This window comes from Candidatus Enterococcus huntleyi (assembly GCF_009933175.1).
Classification (GTDB): Bacteria; Bacillota; Bacilli; order Lactobacillales; family Enterococcaceae; genus Enterococcus_K; species Enterococcus_K huntleyi.
The window spans coordinates 1-20,840 of the sequence record NZ_MAEJ01000016.1; the positions used below are offsets into that span (position 1 = coordinate 1).

Below are 20,840 nucleotides of genomic sequence, written 5' to 3' on the forward strand. Positions count from 1 at the left end.
AAATCTACGTGACCGCATCTATTTAGTTCAAGGCTTAATTTTTGAAGACGTTAAAGACAACAAAAAGAAGCTCCAGCTAAGCAAAGCTGCTTAACTGGAGACACTGTACTCTATTCAATTTGACCCTCACCAACACTATTTGACGAAGAGCCTTTCTTTTCAGCATTTTCGTAATTCATTTTCTATTATTTTTTGATTTCTAATCACTTTTTCTTACAATCACTTTCTTCTCAGCTACTGCGTATTATTTACCAAAGCCAAAGTAGTGATTCGCATTGCCATAAGCAATCTTCGCAATGATCTCACCCAAATATTGATCATCTTCTGGCAACTGGCCTTCTTCCACCCATTCACTGACTAATTGGCAGAGAATCCGACGGAAATATTCATGCCGCGGATAAGAAAGGAAACTCCGTGAGTCGGTCAACATGCCAACAAAATTCCCGAGAATTCCGCCTTCAGCCAAGGTTGTCATCTGATAACGCATCCCTGAATAAGTGTCATTAAACCACCAAGCAGAACCAAATTGAATCTTGCCTTTGACATCCGCTTGGAAACAGCCCATTAGCGCAACGAGCGGTAGATAATCTTTAGCATTCAAAGAATAAAGAATCGTTTTCGGTAGTTGATCTTGTTGATTGAGCTCATCAAATAAACGACTAATCCCCGCTTCGATTCGTTCATCTCCTAGTGCATCGGCACCTGCATCGGGTCCATAGCTTTGAAACAATTGTTGATTATTATTTCTAGTCGCCATTAAATGAAGCTGCGCAGTCCAGCCTTGTTTGTGATATAAGCGCATCAAATCAACGGCCAAACCAAATTGATAGAACGCAACTTCCTCATTTGTCAAAGGAATCTGTGTTTGTTTCTTCTCAAAAATACCAGCTAATAATAGGCGATCATAGGTAAAAGGCTTTAATGTAGAAAAGCTATGATCAGACAATTTGCAGCCCAGCGAAGCAAAATGGTTCATACGATTTTCTAATGAATCGAGCAAGTCTTGATATTCTTTGATCTCACTACCAGTCACTTCAGACAGAGCCGTTAGATAAGACAAATACTCCTCATTTTGAATATTGATTGCTTTATCTGGTCGAAAAGTCGGATACACTTGGAAGTCTGACTCTTCTTTGAGCTTCGCGTGATAGTCTAATGAATCAATCGGATCATCCGTGGTACATATCACTTCAACATTCATTTGTTTAATCAGATTGCGGGTCGACATCTGTTCTTCCTGCAATTTTTGGTTGGCTTTTTCCCAAATAATTGGCGCATTTTTTCGATTGAGTAGCTCTTCAATCCCAAAAATCCGTTTTAATTCAAGATGTGTCCAGACATACAGCGGATTGCCAATACAATTTTCAATCGTTTCCGCCCAAGCTAGAAATTTTTCATAATCATCACCGGTTCCGGTAATTAACGCTTCCGGCACCCCGTTGGCTCGCATCAAGCGCCATTTATAATGGTCACCACCTAACCACGCTTGGGTGATATTGGCGAACTTCTTATTTTCATAAATCTCTTTGGGATCCAAATGGCAATGATAATCAATAATCGGTTGTTCTTCCGCATATTCATGAAATAGTTTTTTTGCAAACTCGCTCTTTAATAGAAAGTCTTTATCTAAAAACATGATTTCTCCTCACTATCCTCTGCCTTTACTTTTATCGATAGCTTCCCATAAGCCTAGTAAATAAGAAGCACCTAGCGCACGATCGTATAAGCCATAGCCCGCACGACCCGTTTCGCCCCAAATCATACGCCCGTGGTCTGGACGAATATATCCATCAAAGCCATTATCATACATCGCTTCTAAAATTTTATACATATCCAATGAACCCTCTGACGACAAATGTGGCGCTTCATAGAAATCTTTGTCATTACCCAAATACTTAATATTTCTAACATGGGCAAAAGGAATCCGGTCTCGTTTACAAAATTCTGCTAGAATCTCATAGACATTATTCGCTGGATCTTCTCCGATACTACCGGTACATAACGTAATCCCATTAGATGGGCTATCCACGACGTTACAAATCCAATCCAAATCCGCCCGATTCTTAACAATTCTCGGTAAGCCAAAGATTGAATACGGCGGATCATCAGGGTGAACAGCCATTTTTATGCCAACTTCTTCACACACAGGGATGATTTCTTTTAAGAAATAAGCGAAGTTCTCACGTAATTTCTCATCATCAACGTTCTCATAAGCTTTAAACAAATCTTTAACCTGAGCCAATCGTTCAGGCTCCCAACCAGGAAGTGTGTAATCTGAAGTTGACTCCTCCACCTCACGTACGATATCTTCCGGATCCTTATCAATCCCAACTTTTTCAAAAGCCATCGTCGATGAACCATCCGGTAGAATATAATCCAAATCAGTCTTAATCCAGTCAAAAATCGGCATGAAATTATAACAAATCACTTCAATTCCATATTCTGCTAAATTGCGAATCGATTCTTTATAATTTTCGATATATTGCTCGCGACTTGGTAAACCAATCTTGATATCATCATGCACATTGACGCTCTCAATCACCTTCAACGTCAGTCCAGCTGCTTCAACTTCCTCCACTAAAGCTTTAATCCGATCTTTCGGCCAAACCTCTCCTGCAGGGATATCAAATAACGTCCCCACGATTCCTTTCATCCCAGGAATTTGTCTGATTTCTTGTAACTGAATTTTGTCTGCTTCTTTGCCATACCAGCGAAAAGTCATTTCCATCTGTTTCATCTCCTCATTTATTGAACAATTTATTTTCCTTTTTATTAAAATGCCTATTAAAATAGGGTGTTAAACTAGCGCACAATTTATTGGACTGTTTCATGTAATACTTTGCGAACTGCGCCTTCTTTTTCGATCATTTCTTTGAAATAACCTTCAATTTTTTCACCTAGTCCTGCTTCATACAAATCAACACCAAAGATTGCACGATTGCTTAAAATCGGTTGTAAAATAGGGGCTACATCTCCGATAAATCCAAGTCTCACAGCTGATAAGTTTTCTTGTAATTCTTCTAATAACGGATCTGGACTCAATTGAGCTACTTCCCCTTGATCATTTACGCCCAGTAAATAGCGCAACCAACCAGCAATACTTAATGGCAGGTAAATTAACTCTTTTGACTGACCCTTTTCTAGATATTTCTTGATTGTTTCGCCAAATCGAATGGCCACCTTTTGTGAAGTATCCGCAGCAATCCGTTGCGGCATATCAGGAATCATCGGATTAGGAAGTCGTTTCGTTATAACTTCATCGATGAAAACTTTCGGTTGAATAATCTCAGGATCTTCCACTACCGGTAAGCCTTCAACATAGCCCACACCTTTAATTAACTGAACTATATCCTCGTCCTTCATCTCCTCAGCAATCGATTGATAGTCTAGTAGACAACCAAAAATGGACATCGCCGTGTGTAAAGGATTTAAACAAGTCGTGACTTTCATAGCATCCGTCTTATCAACAATTTCTCTAGTCGTCAAAATCACACCTGCCGCATCCAACGCTGGACGACCATTTGGAAAACTATCTTCAATCACTAGATAATGAGTCGCTTCCGTATTCGCAAAAGGCGCAATGTTCGTCCCTTTATCAGTATGAATTAAGGATAACCCAGTAATCCCTTCAGCAGTCAACTTATCTGCCACCACCTGTGAAGGATTAGGCGTGATTCGATCAATCATCGACCAGGGGAACGTCACTTTTTCAGTATCTTCTAAATAGTCGATGAATGCAGCATCCGCAAATCCATTTTCTACCCAACCTTTAGCAATTTGCAAGATAGATTCTTGGAATCGTTGACCATTTCTCGAAAAATTATCGGTGGAAATCATCGCTATCGGGTGCGCCCCGTGATTAAACCGATGAAAGAGAAGACTCGCTAAAATACTCATGGTATGAACCCCTTGATTCGGTCCTTTTTGAATATCACTTTTCACTAAAGGTGATAATTCTCCTTGACTATTCGCTAATGCATAACCTTTCTCAGTAATCGTGACCGTTACCATCTGTAGAGACGGCTGTTCGAAAATTGTCTGTACAGCCTGATAACTTACTTCATCTGATGGATGGCAATAATAGCTTTCTGCCACGGCATTCAACATTTTCTTCTCTAATTTACCATCTTCATGCATGATTACTTCTAAAATATTGTTATTATACGGTTGATACGCTTTTTCAATAACCTGTTCGTCAAACGTTTCGCAGACAATCACACCACTCTGCATTTCTTTTTTATCGACTAACTCTTGGGCAATTTCCGCATGAAACGCACGAAATAAATTCCCACCACCAAAGTGAACCCATTGAGGATGATCCTTCGTATAAGCAACTAGAGCCTCTTTATCGACTAATGGCAACTGAACATCCAAACATTTTTCAATCCCTTGCATTATAATTCCCTCCTAAAATTTCCTAAACTGATATATTAGTATTTTAATCTATCTAAAAGTAATTTGCAAACCTTTACAAAGAAACTTTTAGCTTATATACTAGTTTTATTGTCAATAAACATAAATAACATTAGAAAGGAGACGCGTAATGAGTACCAATAATTTTCAAAATCAAGCCTATGAATCCATAAAAAACGCCATCCTTTCAGCGGAATTAGTCCCTGGAACCAGAATTTCCGAAAAAGAATTTGAAGAACAACTCAAGATGGGACGGACGCCAATTCGAGAAGCAATTATTCGTTTACGTCGAGAAGAACTTGTCCGCGTGATTCCTCAAAGCGGCACCTATGTAGCGAAAATCAATATTCAACAGATTGAAGAAGCTCGATTTGTACGAGAAACCCTAGAAAAATCAATTTTCGTCTTAGCTTGTGACCTAGCCACAGAGGAACACTATCAAGCATTGGAAAAATTGCTTGTGTTGCAAAAAACCTATGCTTCACTCAAAGATGAGACAAATTTTTTCCAATTAGATGAGGAGTTCCATCATTTGGTTTATCAAATTGCCAATAAAAACCATGTCTGGAACTGGCTCCAATCGATCAATTTACAACTCAATCGCTTCCGCTTTTTACGTTTAGAAGTTGCTGGCCTTTCTTGGGAAGTTATTTTGACCGATCATGAAGAAATTCTTCAAGCGCTAAAAGAAAGAAACAAAGACAAAGTAGCCAAACTAGTTGGCACGCATATTGATGTCATCGATAATGATTTAAAAGTAGTCACACAAGCCTTTCCTGACTACTTCGAAGACTAATTACAAGAAATTTCATCAGCAAAAAAGACCACGAAATCATTGATATGATTTTGTGGCCTTTCCATTTATTCTTACTTATTCACTGAGTGCACATTCACAACTAAACGAACTATACCCTAGAATTAGTCTTGATATAACTCACGGACAGGTGTCATGATGATGCGGTTTAAGTCATTCACAATTAGGCTGAAAGCTTGTTCTTTTTCCATCAATTTGTTGATAACTTCTTCGCCTTGAACTTTCATCGCCATTTCTTGAGCTTTTTGGGCATCTTCATCTGAAAATTCTTGTCCTTGCATTTGTTTTTCTTGTAATTGAATTTGTAGGTTTTGGAACTCTTTGAACAACGCATGCGCTTCTTCATTGGCTTTTACGTTATTATACGCTTCTTGCAATGCTTTGAATTCAGCTAATTCACGAATTTCGCGTTCAATCTGGTTGGCGCTATCATAGATATTTGACATGGTTCTAAATCCTCATTTCGTATTTTTATTTTTCCTAATTATTGTAACATGTAACAAATCGTTTTCAAAGTAATCAATCAGATAGCTAGTTTTTTTATAGTAGGCATTACTCTAGCAGTCACTCCTACTAGTCAGGCTTCATTCACCTTACGTCATTTGTCTATTCACCCGATTAAATTCTACAATCAGCCACTAGGTAGATAGTAGGTATCCATCGGGTAAATACCTAGGGAATTCATAATAATACCCACTAGCGGCTTATATCTAGTTGTCTATTGAATCACTCTCTAGATGTTATCAGCACCCTCTGGCATCCTTTAGAATATAGGCTACTTATACAATTAACAACTCACTTGCATTATTTCATATAAGTATTCCCCAAGAGATACTAGTTCTTTTTCGCGCTGGGTAAACCTATTTTTTTACCTAGCTTACCCACCAGTCAACTTATCCCAAACACCTTTGATTTTGCCGCCGACTTTATCTAGTCCATCTTTGACTTTACCACCGATATCTTTGATGCCTTCTTTAGCTTTTTCACCAAAGTCAGCGACATCTTCTTTCCATTCATCAGAGGAATCGCCTTGGTTATTCACCTCATCAGCTGCGACAACTTTTCCTTCGGTCTGATAAGCATCTGCTACAGTAAAGCTTGAGCCATTTGTATATTGCAAGATCCCTTCGGTCTGGGCTTTAAAAACTTGTCCCACAACGCTACCACTGGTTCCTTCAATATAATGATCTTTACTAGATTCTTCAAAGCCCATCCAAGTTGAGATGACGACATCTGGGGTGTAACCAACAATCCACTGGTCATTGGCTTTTGTCGCGTCAAAGTTGGTTTCTGTTGTCCCAGTTTTCCCAGCAACAGTGTAACCGTAAGGCATTGCTTGTGCACCGGTCCCATAAGAAAATGTCCCTAGCAGCATACTCGTCATTTCATCTGCAGTGTCTTTTGAGACAACCTGTTTAGATTTCACCTTGGTATTATCAACTAGGACAACCCCTTGTGAGTCAACAATTTTAGTGATTAGGTGTGGCGTATATTTTTTTCCACCATTGGCAAAGGCACTGTAAGCGCTGGCCATCGTCAATGGTGATTCTCCTTGTTCGAGTCCACCTAAAGCTAAGCCCCAATATTTATCAGATTTTGATAAAGATAAACCGAATTCCTGCGCTTTGTCATAGCCCTTTTGTAAACCAATTTCATGTAATAACCAAACGGCTGGTAAATTCAAACTTTGAGCCACCGCTTGATACATCGGCACTTCACCTTGATACGTTCCATCATAATTTTTCGCTTCGTAATAAGTTTGCGGTTCATCTTTCAGGATACTATCTGGTTTGTACCCTGCTTCTAGCGCTGGCGCATAAACACTCAGCGGTTTAATCGTTGAACCAGGTGAACGGCGCATTTGTGTGGCAAAATTATAGCCTCTAAATACATGTTCTCCTCGTCTACCAACTAGGGCAGCCACCCCACCAGTCTTTGGATCTAGTGCAACAGAAGCTGATTGAACCATCGCTCCATCCACTGCATTAGCTGGGAATAAAGCATCGTTCTGATAGGTTGCCTCCATCTGTTGTTGATAATTTTGATTCAGTGTCGTGTAAATTTTGTAGCCATTATTCATAATATCTTTTTCATCTAACTTATAAGTATTCACTGCTTCATCAATGACAGCATCAAAATAATAAGGATACCGATAATCAGAAGAAGAATTTTGATACGTATCCTGAAGCATCGAGTTCATATCAACACTGGCTTCTTGATCCGCTTCTGCCTGGGTGATTTTTTTATTATCCACCATCACACTCAAAACAGTCGCCCGTCGATCCGTTGCGTAATTTGGATGATCAATCGGGTTATAGATAGATGGTCCCTTTAACATGCCGGCAATCGTTGCCGCCTGGCCAAGAGTCACTTGATTGGCATCCACACCGAAGTATTTTCGAGCCGCATCTTGAACACCCCAGACCCCATTTCCAAAATAAGAATTATTCAAATACATCGTCAAAATTTCATCTTTACTATAGTTCTTCTCAATTTCAATGGCCATGAACAATTCTTTGGCCTTTCTTTGGAAGGTTTGGTCAAGCGACAAGAAAGCATTTTTTGCTAACTGTTGCGTAATCGTACTTCCGCCCCCACCGCCAGTACCACCACTGGTAATCATCCTGACCCCAGCACGAGCAATCCCTTTGAGGTCATAGCCGTGGTGTGAATAAAAATTTCGATCCTCAGTAGAAATGACGGCATCTTGAATAAAAGGTGAAATTTGGTCCAATTCGACATACGAGCCTTTATTCGCGTAGATACTTCCAGCTTCTTCTCCACTCACATCATAAATTTTCGTGGTCTGAGTCATCCCTGATTTTAAGGCCGAAACATTCGAAGCTTTAGCCAAGGTATACAAATAAATACTGCTGACTAAGATAAAAACTAAGCCAATCAATAACAGAATTTTATTAATATAATATTTTTTCCAAATCCGCTTACGCCATTGATGAAATTTACTTAAGTTGGGTTTTAGCCAGCGCCAAAAAGTCTTCAGCCCTGCTCGGATACTGCCCCATATTTTTTGAAAATCCATTTATTTCTCTCTCCAATCTCATGACTTATCAATCATCAGAAAATAATTGCTGTCTAAAGTCTATCATAACTAGCCGCTAGTTGCCTACGTCCCTAGCAGTAGAATAAAGCTGATTCGCTCTAATTCTAGCAAGAAATTTCTATAAAAATCTGTTTTTTTCCTTAAATATTCCTAAACAATGGTACAATTACAAACACAAGAACCATCATTTCATGGTGTTAACCCTAAAATACACCATTTAAGAAAATAGTTTAAAGGAGTCTCTATGAAATTCACAATTACTTTACCGGAAAATCACGCACCTACAACTATCCGCGATCTCTTAGAAACAGAATGGCTAGTGCCTAGAAAGGTTCGTCACTTTTTGCGTATGAGGAAAAATGTTTGGCTCAACGGGGAAGTCGCACTCTTTCATCAAGAAGTCGTCCCTGGCGATAGCTTAACGCTAGTTTTGGAAGAGGATGATTATACCTATCAAGAGGTGATTCACGGTGATAAAACATTAGTCACACCCTTATATGAAGACGAGCATCTACTAATCGTCAATAAACCCGCTGGGATGAAGACGCATCCCAATGCACCTGACGAATCGGATACTTTATTGAATCATTTAGCAGCTTATCTTTCAGAACAAAATCAACGTCCTTATGTCGTCCATCGACTCGATAAAGAAACTAGCGGCGCGATTCTTTTTGCCAAAAACCCATTAGTCCTACCGATTCTTGGTCGCATGTTAGAACAGAAACAAATTGGCCGTCGCTATCAAGCGATTGTTCATGGAAGACTAGACAAAAATCTGACTATTAACAAAAAAATCGGCCGTGACCGCCATGATCGCCGCAAACGAGTCATCGATGAACGCAACGGACAACAGGCTGTCACACATGTCACGAGCCACGAAGTCCTAGGCAAGCAAACTGAAATCTATTGTGTGCTAGATACTGGCCGAACCCACCAAATTCGAGTTCATCTCGCAAGTATCGGTCACCCACTCGTCGGTGATCCGCTCTATCAAAAGAAATCCGCTGCTCGTTTGATGCTTCATGCGATTGAACTGAACATGACACATCCATTTACACAAGAAGAAATTAGCGTCACAGCCGCACCAGGACTTTGGTAGACTGGCATCCTTAGCTAATAAAAAAATATTGTGCCCTATGTATGCACAATCATATCTACTGATTTTAAACTATTAAAAAAGCTGATTTTCCATTGGATTGGAAAATCAGCTTTTTTTTGATAAACGGAAATTTCGTCTTATTAGCTAACGCTGTTTTAGGAAATGAAATGTTCCATTTCTTTTATCAGCAACGCATAACATTCCACTAAATGTTCCTACAAAAGCGGAACTGGCAAGCTATGGTCATGTAAGGGAGTGAAATGGGACATTTCACAACTATTGCCCTACGCATACCATTCCACTACTACGATACTTGGTAAGTGGAACTGGCATCTTGAAGCTGACCACTCCTGTCACGACCTTTTTTTATTTAACTAAATTCTCAGCTAATAGTGTACAGCCTAGAATGCCACTCTTATTTGGTAAGCCCCAAGTCACAATGTATTCGTCTAATGGCGGTGTGACTACATAGCCGGCCATTTCTCGCTCAAAGGCTTTGCGGATTTTTTCAACAAGGTGTTGTTGATTCATCACGCCGCCACCTAAAATAATTTTTTCAGGGGCTAAAGTTAGCGTATAAGTCATTAATGCTTGGGCAATATAATCTGCTTCGATTTCCCAAACTGGATCATTTTCTGATAAATATTGGCCTTTTGTTCCTGTCCGTTTTTCTAAAGAAGGTCCGGCAGCTAAGCCTTCTAAGCAATCTTTATGGAATGGACAAGTTCCTTCATAGCTATCTTCTGGGTTACGTTTGACGCGGATATGCCCCATCTCTGGATGCGCAATGCCTTGATAAACATCGCCATTAATCACAACACCCGCACCAATACCTGTTCCAACAGTCAAATAGATACAGCTTGATTTGCCTTTAGCTGCGCCCATTTTCAACTCGCCATAGGCAGCTGCGTTGACGTCTGTCGTCCAAGCCATCGGAATATCGTAACGTTCTTTTAAAGCGGGCAAGAATGGATAATTCGCCCAACCTTTTTTCGGTGTTGCTAGCACATAACCATAAGTCTCAGACTGTGTTTGGATATCGATGGGTCCAAATGAGCCAACGCCCATCGCCGCTAATGTAAATTGATCAAAAAATGCAAACACTTTTTCTAACGTTTCTTCTGGTTGTGTCGTAGGTATACTCACTTGTTCAAGAATATTTTGGTTCTCATCGGCCACGGCACAGACAAATTTTGTTCCGCCAGCTTCAATTCCTCCGTATAACATATCAGCTTTCCCTCTTTCTAAAACTTCATTGTGCGAATTTCATAAGGATCGATTGTTTCTACAACGGGCTCATCAAGTGGTTCTTCTAATAAATTCAGCAGTTTTGTTGGCACGGCTGCCTGCTTTTCTATCCGTAGAGGTTCTTTCTTATCTGATAAATTGAATCCTCGAACGATTAACTCATTGGTTTCACGATTTCTTTTGACTGCTGTTGTACCAAATGTTGCGCCTTCAATCGTCAAATAGTCATTTGCACTATTTAGTGTACCCGATTGTGGTTTTACTTGCAATGTCACGGCAGGAACTTGTGCACTATAGGCATCAAGATAAGTTTGATAGCGAGTTTCTGGTGCACCATGTACCTCAATGCCATAGTGGAAAGTGAATTCTCCTAAACATTGTGCTTCAGGTGTTGGGAAATAGCCCCAATCGCCTAGTTCGCCCACAGAACGTAGTAAGGTTACAGCAATCGTTTGACCCGCGACAATTTCATATTCATTCAAGCCAAAATTAGAAACAGTTAGACCCCAATTGTCGTCATGTAAATTAGCAAACGCATGCTGATGTTGCGGATTCGTCGGATTTTCCCAGCTAGCTGATACTTGATTAGGACGCGTCACGACTTCATAAATACTATCTGCTTCATGTGTTTGGGCGATAATATCGGTTGGGAATAAGACCCGTAAACGATGATCTTTCATTTGATTATTGATTTTTGTCTCGAAGGCCACTCGTTTGCTGCCTTTTTTGACAGTAATTAGTGTTTCAATCACCAATGGCGCAAGTTCTTTTGAACGACCTGCCTTACGATAGCGGAAATCAATCACAGCTTGTTGCTCTTGGCTTAATAATTCATCGGCGCTGACAGGAATCATCAAGGATTGTACCAATTTTACGACCGCTTGCTCTGCTGAATTTTTAACAACTGAGTAAGTTGCTTGACCTTCAGAAGATAGAATCGCTTGGTCACCTTCTGGTTTTTTGAAGATATATTCGTTGGCAATATCACCGACATCTTCAAAGACTAACAAATCAGAAACTTCTTTCTGCGTTGCCTTATCTAAGAGCGTCAAGCTGCCATTGTCGGCAATTGTTACTTTGATGGCTTCATTTTCAATCACGCGGCCATTTTCTGTGGCTAAGCCTGGTGTAGCTACATCAGCTTGGCCTTCGACAATCGCAAATGTTTCCCAAGAAAAGGCTGGCATCTCAGCCATGTGTAATTCCACCGTGATATATTTTTCCATGTAAGGAATCCGGAAACGATCTTTTGGCAAGTCATAATCAAAGCGCACCGCTTCTTCACTAATTGTTGCCGGCATTTCGTTGCCATTTTTATCGATTACTTTATACGATTTTTTTGGTTGTTGCTTCAATTCATCCCATAATTTACTTGGGTAGCCTTCACTGAAGGTTTTTCTTTCTAGTTCAATCTCAACAGAAACGATTTCTGTTTTCTTATAGCCCGTCGTATTAAAGACGACAAATGGTTGGCTCGTTTCAGGAAAAGCTGAGGTATCTAGCGCTTCGCCGATTACACGCAAGGCTTCTTCTTCAACGTATTTACCGACTTCATAAGATTTTTCAAAACGAGGCATCATTTCCCGATGCACTTCATCAACAGAACAGCCACAAATACTATCGTGCGGATGATTTTGCATCAAGGTTTTCCACGCATAAGTCAACTCATCATGAGGATAACTACCGCTAATCTCATACGCCATACTAGCTAACGGTTCAGCCACATTTTCTAGCTGACGTTGCACCTTAGTATTCCATTGTTTTAGATACACGCGAGCAGACGCGGTATTGGCTAGCGTAAACCAGCCATCCGTTTCTTGGCTAGTTAATTCGCCATGAACCGTACCTAAATCTTCTGGCAAATCATTTTTCACCGCTTCAATATAGTCAGTAAAGTTCGAATGAATAAACTCATAGTCAGGGAACAATTCGTTCGCTAGAGCAATCGCTTGGGTGACATTTTTTTGAACCGGTTGGTGATCGACGCCATTCATCATTAGGTAATGGTTGGTAGAGCCAAATTTTTCAACATCCGCCAATTTTTGTTTCCAAAAAGCCAGTGCCGCTTCTTTTTCAGCCGGAATTTCATTCCCATTACTGTACCAGTTAGCAAATAGCAAGCCAAAGATTTCGCTGTTATCTGGCCCTTGCCACCACATCTCAGAATATTGAGAAGTATAGCTTTCGGCTTCCAAGACTTCATTGTCAAAGCCAATCGGTTTCACACCACGTCCGAAAGCAGCCGTCTCTAAGCCAGCTTTTTTCATCATCTGCGGCGTTTGGCCCATATTCCCAAACGTATCCGGGAAATAGCCTAACATCACTGGTGTGCCCCATTTTTTACTATCTTCCATGCCAATCAACATATTCCGCACATTCGATTCTGAGCTGATTAAGAAGTCATCTTGTAAAATATAGAACGGACCAATTCTAAGTTTCCCTGCATCAATGGCTTGTTGCACTTCCCCACGACGCTCAGGACGAACCTGTAAATAATCATCTAAAATAATCGTTTGCCCATCCAAATGAAAACTATTAAAATTCGGATCTGTCTTGAACAAATCAAGCAAATCATCCATTAATTCAATTAAACGCATATGATGTTGTTCGTAAGGTAGATACCATTCGCGATCCCAATGACTATGAGATACAATATAGACTTTTTTCTTCATCACTATTCTCCTCTATTTTTCCACTCGAATATCAAAATAATCCATGACTAATTCACAAAACATCATGTTCGCCCACGAGAACCATTCTCTCGTATACTGATTCGGGTCGTTGACATCAAAGCCTTCATGCATCAAATGAGTACCTGCATCGTTCGCCACTAATAAATCAAGAATCCGTTTCTTCTCTGATTTATCTTCCGTCGTCATACCTTCCATCGCTAAGGCAATCGGCCAAACATAGTTTTCTGGTGTATGTGAGCTACCAATCCCTTTGGCAAATTTGCCTTCATAGAAATAAGGATTTTCTTTACTTAATAACGTTTTTCTTGTGCGTAAATAACGCGCATCCTGGGTTGTACCATAGCCTAAGTAAGGTGCTGAGATCAGGTTAGGAACATTGCTATCATCCATGACCGTCGCATTTCCTTGACCATCTACTTCATAAGCAAAGACATCTTCGCCCGCTTGGTTCGTCGTGCGACCATGCGCCTCAATCCCTGCTTGAATTTCTTCACGTAATGCTTTGGCAGACTGCACAATTTCAGTATTATCTAACACTTCCGCGAAAATTTCTTCGATATAACCTAGAACAACCGTCGCAAACATATTCGATGGCACCAGATAACCATATGCACAAGCATCATCACTTGGACGGAAGCCTGACCAAGTCATGCCAGTTGGCACCACTTTGGCGCCATGACCTTCATTAATCAAGGTATCTTCCTTGCGCCATGTGTCACGTTCAAAATTATAAGGTGACTGATCATGGTCTTGTTCCACTTTGAAGACAGTCAAAATTTTCTTCACGCCTTCAATAAAGTCTTCATTAAATTGATCCGTGCGACCGGTATTTTTATAAAGTAGATACGCTAATTGAACTGGATAACATAACGAGTCAATCTCATATTTACGTTCCCAAATCCAGTCATTCATAATTGTTTTATCAGTTTGATGTCCAGCGCCATTCGCTTCTTCGTTAAAAGCATTAGCATAAGGATCGATATTAATATAGTAAAATTGTTTTTTGACAAGTCCGCTAATCATCGCAGCCAAATCTTCATCTTCTTTTGCGACGACCAAATACGGTCTCACTTGGGCTGTTGAATCTCGCAGCCACATCGCTGGAATATCGCCAGTCAATAAGAAAGTTGTGCCATCTTCATGACGTTTCACTGTTGTTAATAAAGTATTTGCAAACGCTGCGTTAAAGTTTTCTGCCCAATCAGCATGTTCCTCGCCGCAACGTTGAGTAATCTCTTCCATAAATTCTTTCACTGATGTTGGTATCTCTTTATAAGCCATTTCCATCTCTCCACTCTAAGTTGATATATCATTTCTAACACAAAGTATAATCCAACTATGCCATCTTGTCTACGCTTTCTTTTTATTTTTTTAGATTTACTTTTTATTTATTTGTGATACTATGAAAATATGATATATCAATAAGAAGAGGTGAATAATTTGAGTCAGCCTTTATATAAAAAAATTATGTCTGATCTACAACAAGCTATTCAGACTGGTGAGCTAGCGATAGATAGTCAACTGCCTACCGAAAAAGAACTGTCTGAAACCTATGGCGTCAGTCGAATTACATCAAAAAGAGCCCTAACTGAACTTGAGCAAGCCGGCTTAATTTATCGGATTCAAGGGCGCGGTAGCTTTGTCAAAGAGCCCGTGCATACGCCAAAAACCACCGCCTCACGGATTTTATTTTTATTGCCTTTTGTCAATGACTTATCCGTCGGAAATTTTACAGAAGGTTTAAACCCTGTGATGTCTGAGAAAAATATTGAAGTCATGATGGCCAGTTTATTTTTCTTAAGCGGCAAAACCGCCAAAGAAATCGCTGCAGAATTTGATGGCATGATCTACTATGCCCATAGCACTGAACAATATTTGGATATCCTATTTGAGCTGTCACTCTTGCAATTCCCAGTAATTATTTTAGATAAAAAAATCTATGATTTGCCGTTCCCAACCGTGCTTTCAGATAACTTTGAAGGCGGCAGCTTGGCAACCACTCGTCTAATTGACGACGGACACAAGAGAATTGCTTACCTCTTTGGTGGCGAGATTCATCCACAATCTGCGCGTCAACGGTATTTAGGTTATATTGATAGCTTGTCAAAAGCCAATCTCGACTTTCATACGCAGCTCGATGAGCTATTACTCATCGATTCCAATTTATCTATTTATCTAGAAACCAATGAAATCACGGGACTCGTTTGTGAAAATGACCTAGTCGCTATCCAAGCAATGCGCGTCTTGCGTCAGGCTGGCAAAGAAGTTCCAGCTAGCTTTTCAGTGATCGGCTTTGATGATATTCAAGCAGCTGCTTTAGTCGATCCTCCGCTCACCACGATCGCTCAGGATTTTAAAAAATTAGGTGAAATTGCAGGTACCCTATTATTAGAATGGATTGAATCTGGGACACGCCCCTCTGACCAAAAAGTTCCGGTTCGCTATATAAAACGTCAATCGACAAAGGAGATTTGAAATGAACACAGCACGCATTGAGACCATCGACACTCGACACGGCACGGAAAATCAGCACAGCTTCTCAAATGGAAATTGTCTACCTTATACCGGCGTTCCTTTCGGCATGAATTACTTCGCACCGCAAACAACCAATCAAAAAGGCAGCTGGTGGTTCCATCCCAAAGATCGCACTTTCCAAGGTTACCGTCTGACGCACCAACCTAGTCCATGGATGGGCGACTACAGTCATCTGTTGCTACTGCCTTATAGTGGTGAATTATCGGAACCATCTTTATTTCATGCCCAAAGTTCTTACCGTCCGGAAGAAAGTACTTTTTGTCCCAGTCATTTGTCTATCACCGCCTTGCGTTATCAGATTACCTCAACCCTGATTCCTAGTCTGTATGGTGGCTTATTAGACATTGAGTATAGCGATCCAAAGGCCAGTCTATTACTCGCTCTTGGTGAAAATTATCAGCTTGATCAAATTAATGACACCACACTTTCCGGCTACGTTATTAACTACTCAGGCTGTGAAGATCCTGATTTTAAATTCTATTTCACACTAAAATTTGCCGCTCCTATTCAACAATTGACTGATACGCATAATCAAGAAGGGATTGTCCTAGTTCAATTTGGCGACATTGCGAAACAAACCGCTCAGCTCGGCACTTCCTTTATTAGTTCAGCTCAAGCGACACTCAATTTAGAGCGAGAAATCACACAAACGGCAGCCAATTATTTAACCAATAGTCAGACAAAATGGCAATCCTATCTGGATAAAATCGATGTTCGCCATCATGATAAAGCACAAGTTGCAACTTTTTATCATAACTTGTATCGGACTTTCTTGTTCCCACAAACCTTCTATGAAATTGATGGCACTAGGCAAAAAATCCATTACGATACCTATTCAAAAACCGTTCGTCCAGGTGTTTTGTACACCAACAATGGTTTCTGGGATACCTACAAAACGGTCTATCCACTCTATTCACTAATCGCCAAAGAAGAATACGGCGAGATGTTAGAAGGCTTCTTGAACAGTTACAAAGAAACTGGCTTTTTACCAAAATGGCTTTCGCCAGATGAACGTGGCTTAATGCCCGGCACCTTGATTGACGCGGTGATTGCCGATGCTGCAGTCAAAAATATCCGTCCTGATTTGATGCCAGAATTCTTAGAAGCGATGAAAAAAGCAGCGACGATTCAAAGCGACAATCCTAATTATGGTCGTCAAGGAACCTACGATTATTTGAAATACGGCTATGTCCCACTCGATTATCATGAATCGGTCAACCATACTTTAGATTACTGCTACAGTGACTTTTGTATTCATCAAGTCGCTGAAATCTTAGGCGATTCAGAAAAAGAATTCTACAAAAAACAAACAACCAATTATAAGAATCTATTTGATCCAACCGTTGGCTTTATGCGTGCGAAAGATCAAGCTGGCAACTTCAGAGAAAACTTTTTAGATACGCGTTGGGGCAAAGATTATGCGGAAGGCAGCGCTTGGCAAAGTAGCTTTGCTGTCTACCATGATTTTGCCGGACTGATTGATGCACACGGCGGCTCGGAAGCCTTTGAAGAAAAACTAATTACGCTGTGCAATCAAGCGCCACGTTATAACGTCGAAGGCTATGGCTTTGAGATTCATGAGATGAGCGAGATGGCGGCAACTGAATTTGGCCAATTAGCAATTTCTAACCAACCAAGCTTCCACTACCCATTCTTATTTAGCTATATCGGCAAACCAGAAATGGCGCAGCCTTTGTTGAAACAATTAATGACCCAAGAATTCGATGCTTCATCCACAGGTTTTCCTGGTGACGAAGACAACGGCAGCATGGCCGCCTGGTATATCTTTAACGCACTAGGCTTTTACCCTGTCTGCCCAGGTTCTGGCGAATATGTCCTAGGTATGCCGCTATTTGACCAAGTAACCATTCATTTATCCACAGGGGAAAACTTAACGCTGACAGCCGGACCAAATTATCCACAGCAACAATTTATCAACGGGGTAAAACGGAACGGCCAGAGCCACGAAGCCCTCTTCTTCACCCATGAAGATTTAGTAACAGGTGGAACCATTGATTATCATTTAGGTACAGTGCCTCGTCCTAAAAACTATTCAAAAGAACAATTACCCTTTAGCTTGAGCAACTAAACTAAAGAGTACTAAGCATTCAAAAACGAGACTGAATGTAGCCAAATTAGGCTACGTCCAGTCTCGTTTTTGTTTCACTATTTCTATTTTAAATTTTCCAGCTCAATTTCTCTGTTTCAATTTCCTTGTTTCAACATTTTCATTTTGAACCTATTTTCTAAAGGAATCTGGCAACTTATTCTGCCAATTCCCCTTGAATAAATTGTTCACTAACATATTTGGCATAGGTTTCATGGCTGCTCACCAATTCTTTGTGGGAGCCACTGCCTGTTACTTGACCTTTTTCGATGAAATAAATCTTATCGCTATCAACAATTGTCGCCAATCGATGGGCAATCACTAAAGTCGTGCGCCCTTTCATCAGATTAGCCAACGCTTTTTGAACCATCATTTCTGATTCACTATCCAAACTAGCCGTCGCTTCATCTAACATCAGAATTTTAGGATTTCGTAAGAAGGCTCGCGCAATCGCAATTCGCTGGCGTTGGCCACCAGAAATTTTGACGCCTCGTTCACCGACTTCTGTTCCTAATCCATCCGGCATTGCTTCAACAAACACGCGGGCATAAGCCAACTCTAATACTTGCCATAACTGATCATCACTATAGGTTTGATCTAAGCCATATGTCAAATTATCGCGAATTGTTCCCGCCATAATCGCACTATCTTGGGAGACATAGCCAATCTGTGCCCGATAATCTGCCAAGTTAATTGTGTTCACGTCCAACTCATCAAAAGCAATCGTGCCTTTAGTTGGTGCATAGAATCGCTCCAGCAAGCTAAAGATGGTCGACTTCCCACCACCTGAAGGCCCCGCAAAAGCAATAATTTGATTGGGCTCAGCTTCAAAGGAAATATCTGTCAGAATCGGTTCATCTTCTTCATACGAAAAATCAAGATGGTCGACACTCAATTTCTTACCCGATAAATCAACCATTTCACCACTAGTTAAGTCCTCTGACTCTTCATCCAACAATTCCTGTACACGTTTCGTTGAGCCTGCCGCTTTAGCCATCTCTGTAAATAATGTCGCAATGCTTGGAATCGAGCCAATCAGATTAAATAAGTACATTAAGAAGCTCATCAACGTGCCAATCGCCATCGTTCCCACAGCAATTCGGTGCATCCCATAAGCCAACACGCCGAAAATCATACTCATCATAACCATCATCATTAGCGGTTGCATCACGGAATCAAAAACCGCTTCTTTTTTCCCAACCTTGAACAAATTATCAACTTCATCAATCGCTTTTTTCTGTGCTTGCTCTTCTGCATTAGAGGTTTTTACCAAGCGAATTTCACTCAAGGTTTCACTCGCAATCCCGTTAAATTTCGCCAACGCATCCTGTCTCATATGCCCAATCTTTGAGCCAAAAGTGAAGACTGGTAACATGAACAAAATCACGACTGGCACGGCAATCACCATAATCAAGCTCATCTGCCAATCCATGCGGAACATCATATAGACCGAGCCCACCACCAAGATTGCACTGGATAAGGTCTGGGGAAAAGTCGTTGCGAGCAGCTGTTTGACTTGCGACGTATCATTCACCAAACGACTCGAAGTTTCGCCTGCTTTCACCGTATCAAAATAGCGAACTTTTAAGGTCGTCAATTTGAGCCATAAGTTCTTCCGCAAATTTTGAATCACATTTTCACCGAAAATTCCTAGCACCGTTCCACCTAATGCCGAAATCAACGCCGAACCAACAAACATCCCGACCACCTTAATCAGCAACGTATAATCGATTCCTTTTGAAAAATTATTGATTAAGGAAGACGCTAGCTGTGGCACATAAACCTGAACTGCCGACGAAATAGATAACAAGAAAATCCCTGTCAACAATAGTAAATACTTCGGTTTCGTTGTCCGAATCAGCTGCATAAATTGTTTCAATGAAAACTTGTTATTCTTTCTTGCTGCTATTTCTCTTTCGTGCGTCATTATCTGCGCCCTCTTCCTCTAAAAAATCCATCTCGATGAAACTCTTCAAAACCACCAAATTGTCCTTGGCGCATCATCTGTTCTCGGGCCTTTGAAAACCGCGATGACATCTTATCGAATTGGCGCCAACGTCGATCATCGCCAAAGATTTGGTTCAATTTATCATAAAATTCTTCCCCCGAGACATTCTCAACCAAACGGCTCATATACTCGTCCAACTCTTTCAGCTCTTCTTCACTAAAGTCTTTGAAAACTGCTTTTCTCAACTCACTAGAAATCGAGCCCTGCTCCTCTAATCCTTCGCGGCCTTTTTCAGTCAAACGAACAAAAGTCACTCGCGCATCCTCCGTCGATTTAACTTTTTCGACTGTGCCAGCTTCTTCCAACTTTTTAATAATTTGAGTCACACTCGAAGGTTTGATATCTAAATATTCCGAAATACGGCCTGCCGTCACATGCTCTTCCTCGGCTAATAAGCGCATCGCTTCAAAAATATTGTCCGTTCTATCTTCCATTCTCCCGGCAAAAATTAAAAATGGTTGATGAGCTAACTGGGCTAAGTGATTAATAATCGTGATTTCACGCATCAGTTATTCTCCTATCGTTTTTATTATTTAGTTTGTTTATCGATTAACTAACAAAATGAATTATAAACCATTTAGTTTGTTTGTCAACAGAAAAACTAAATATTTTTTGAGCAAGAATAAACAATCAGAAATCAACCTTTGCAGAATATTTTTTTTCTATCTGTAAACTATAACTAACAAAATATAGGAGCAATTTCATGATCCTCATTTCCCTTTAACTATTCCGGCCAATCAGTCCATAGCTATCGCCCTCTTTCACTGTTAATGAAACAATATTTAACGTTAGACTATTTTCAGTCCTTGTTATTTTCTCTTTCCATAGCCCTACTTTTCCAAGTATTTCTTAACTCAGGGAG

14 protein-coding genes are annotated in these 20,840 nt (G+C 40.4%); 4 read left to right on the forward strand and 10 right to left on the reverse strand.

Annotated features, from left to right (window positions below):
* Positions 1-244: 244 nt before the first annotated feature.
* The 3 genes from uxaC to BAU15_RS10055 form a co-directional block, all read right to left on the reverse strand.
* Complete coding sequence (gene uxaC / locus BAU15_RS10045) at positions 245-1,636, reverse strand: glucuronate isomerase (RefSeq protein WP_161842625.1); 1,392 nt, start codon at positions 1,634-1,636, stop codon at positions 245-247.
* A 12-nt stretch (positions 1,637-1,648) separates the two neighbouring features.
* Complete coding sequence (uxuA, locus tag BAU15_RS10050) at positions 1,649-2,728, reverse strand: mannonate dehydratase (protein WP_161842626.1); 1,080 nt, start codon at positions 2,726-2,728, stop codon at positions 1,649-1,651.
* An 86-nt stretch (positions 2,729-2,814) separates the two neighbouring features.
* Complete coding sequence (locus tag BAU15_RS10055) at positions 2,815-4,395, reverse strand: mannitol dehydrogenase family protein (RefSeq protein ID WP_161842627.1); 1,581 nt, start codon at positions 4,393-4,395, stop codon at positions 2,815-2,817.
* A gap of 148 nt (positions 4,396-4,543) precedes the next feature.
* Between BAU15_RS10055 and BAU15_RS10060 the strand changes: the two genes are divergently transcribed.
* Complete coding sequence (locus BAU15_RS10060) at positions 4,544-5,209, forward strand: GntR family transcriptional regulator (RefSeq protein WP_161842628.1); 666 nt, start codon at positions 4,544-4,546, stop codon at positions 5,207-5,209.
* Positions 5,210-5,331: 122 nt separating this feature from the next.
* On the opposite strand, the gene BAU15_RS10065 is transcribed toward BAU15_RS10060, so the two are convergent.
* A complete protein-coding gene (locus tag BAU15_RS10065) occupies positions 5,332-5,673 on the reverse strand; it encodes a YlbF/YmcA family competence regulator (protein WP_161842629.1) in 342 nt (113 codons plus the stop codon).
* Positions 5,674-6,104: 431 nt separating this feature from the next.
* Positions 6,105-8,267, reverse strand: coding sequence for a PBP1A family penicillin-binding protein (locus BAU15_RS10070; protein WP_161842630.1), 2,163 nt, complete (start codon positions 8,265-8,267; stop codon positions 6,105-6,107).
* Positions 8,268-8,532: 265 nt separating this feature from the next.
* On the opposite strand from BAU15_RS10070, the gene BAU15_RS10075 reads away from it, so the two are divergent.
* On the forward strand, positions 8,533-9,387 hold the full coding sequence (locus BAU15_RS10075) for an RluA family pseudouridine synthase (protein WP_161842631.1): 855 nt from the start codon (positions 8,533-8,535) through the stop codon (positions 9,385-9,387).
* Between the two features lie 366 nt (positions 9,388-9,753).
* Here the strand turns inward: BAU15_RS10075 and BAU15_RS10080 are convergent, their stop codons facing one another.
* The 3 genes from BAU15_RS10080 to BAU15_RS10090 are packed head-to-tail and all read right to left on the reverse strand — an operon-like array spanning position 9,754 to position 14,609.
* Positions 9,754-10,614, reverse strand: coding sequence for an ROK family protein (locus BAU15_RS10080; RefSeq protein ID WP_161842632.1), 861 nt, complete (start codon positions 10,612-10,614; stop codon positions 9,754-9,756).
* Between the two features lie 17 nt (positions 10,615-10,631).
* On the reverse strand, positions 10,632-13,307 hold the full coding sequence (locus BAU15_RS10085) for an alpha-mannosidase (protein WP_161842633.1): 2,676 nt from the start codon (positions 13,305-13,307) through the stop codon (positions 10,632-10,634).
* 12 nt (positions 13,308-13,319) lie between these two features.
* Positions 13,320-14,609 carry a glycoside hydrolase family 125 protein gene (locus BAU15_RS10090; protein ID WP_161842634.1) on the reverse strand — a complete coding sequence of 430 codons (1,290 nt, stop codon included), beginning with the start codon at positions 14,607-14,609 and terminating at the stop codon, positions 13,320-13,322.
* Between the two features lie 159 nt (positions 14,610-14,768).
* Between BAU15_RS10090 and BAU15_RS10095 the strand changes: the two genes are divergently transcribed.
* Complete coding sequence (locus BAU15_RS10095) at positions 14,769-15,803, forward strand: GntR family transcriptional regulator (protein WP_161842635.1); 1,035 nt, start codon at positions 14,769-14,771, stop codon at positions 15,801-15,803.
* Position 15,804: 1 nt separating this feature from the next.
* Positions 15,805-17,952: a GH92 family glycosyl hydrolase gene (locus BAU15_RS10100; RefSeq protein ID WP_161842636.1), complete on the forward strand. Its 2,148-nt coding sequence runs from the start codon at positions 15,805-15,807 to the stop codon at positions 17,950-17,952.
* A 175-nt stretch (positions 17,953-18,127) separates the two neighbouring features.
* Here the strand turns inward: BAU15_RS10100 and BAU15_RS10105 are convergent, their stop codons facing one another.
* Together BAU15_RS10105 and BAU15_RS10110 are read right to left on the reverse strand one after the other, a co-directional pair.
* Positions 18,128-19,897 carry an ABC transporter ATP-binding protein gene (locus BAU15_RS10105; protein WP_161842637.1) on the reverse strand — a complete coding sequence of 590 codons (1,770 nt, stop codon included), beginning with the start codon at positions 19,895-19,897 and terminating at the stop codon, positions 18,128-18,130.
* On the reverse strand, positions 19,897-20,484 hold the full coding sequence (locus tag BAU15_RS10110; protein WP_161842638.1) for a MarR family winged helix-turn-helix transcriptional regulator: 588 nt from the start codon (positions 20,482-20,484) through the stop codon (positions 19,897-19,899). Before BAU15_RS10110 ends, BAU15_RS10105 begins: the two co-directional genes overlap by 1 nt.
* Positions 20,485-20,840: the final 356 nt, after the last annotated feature.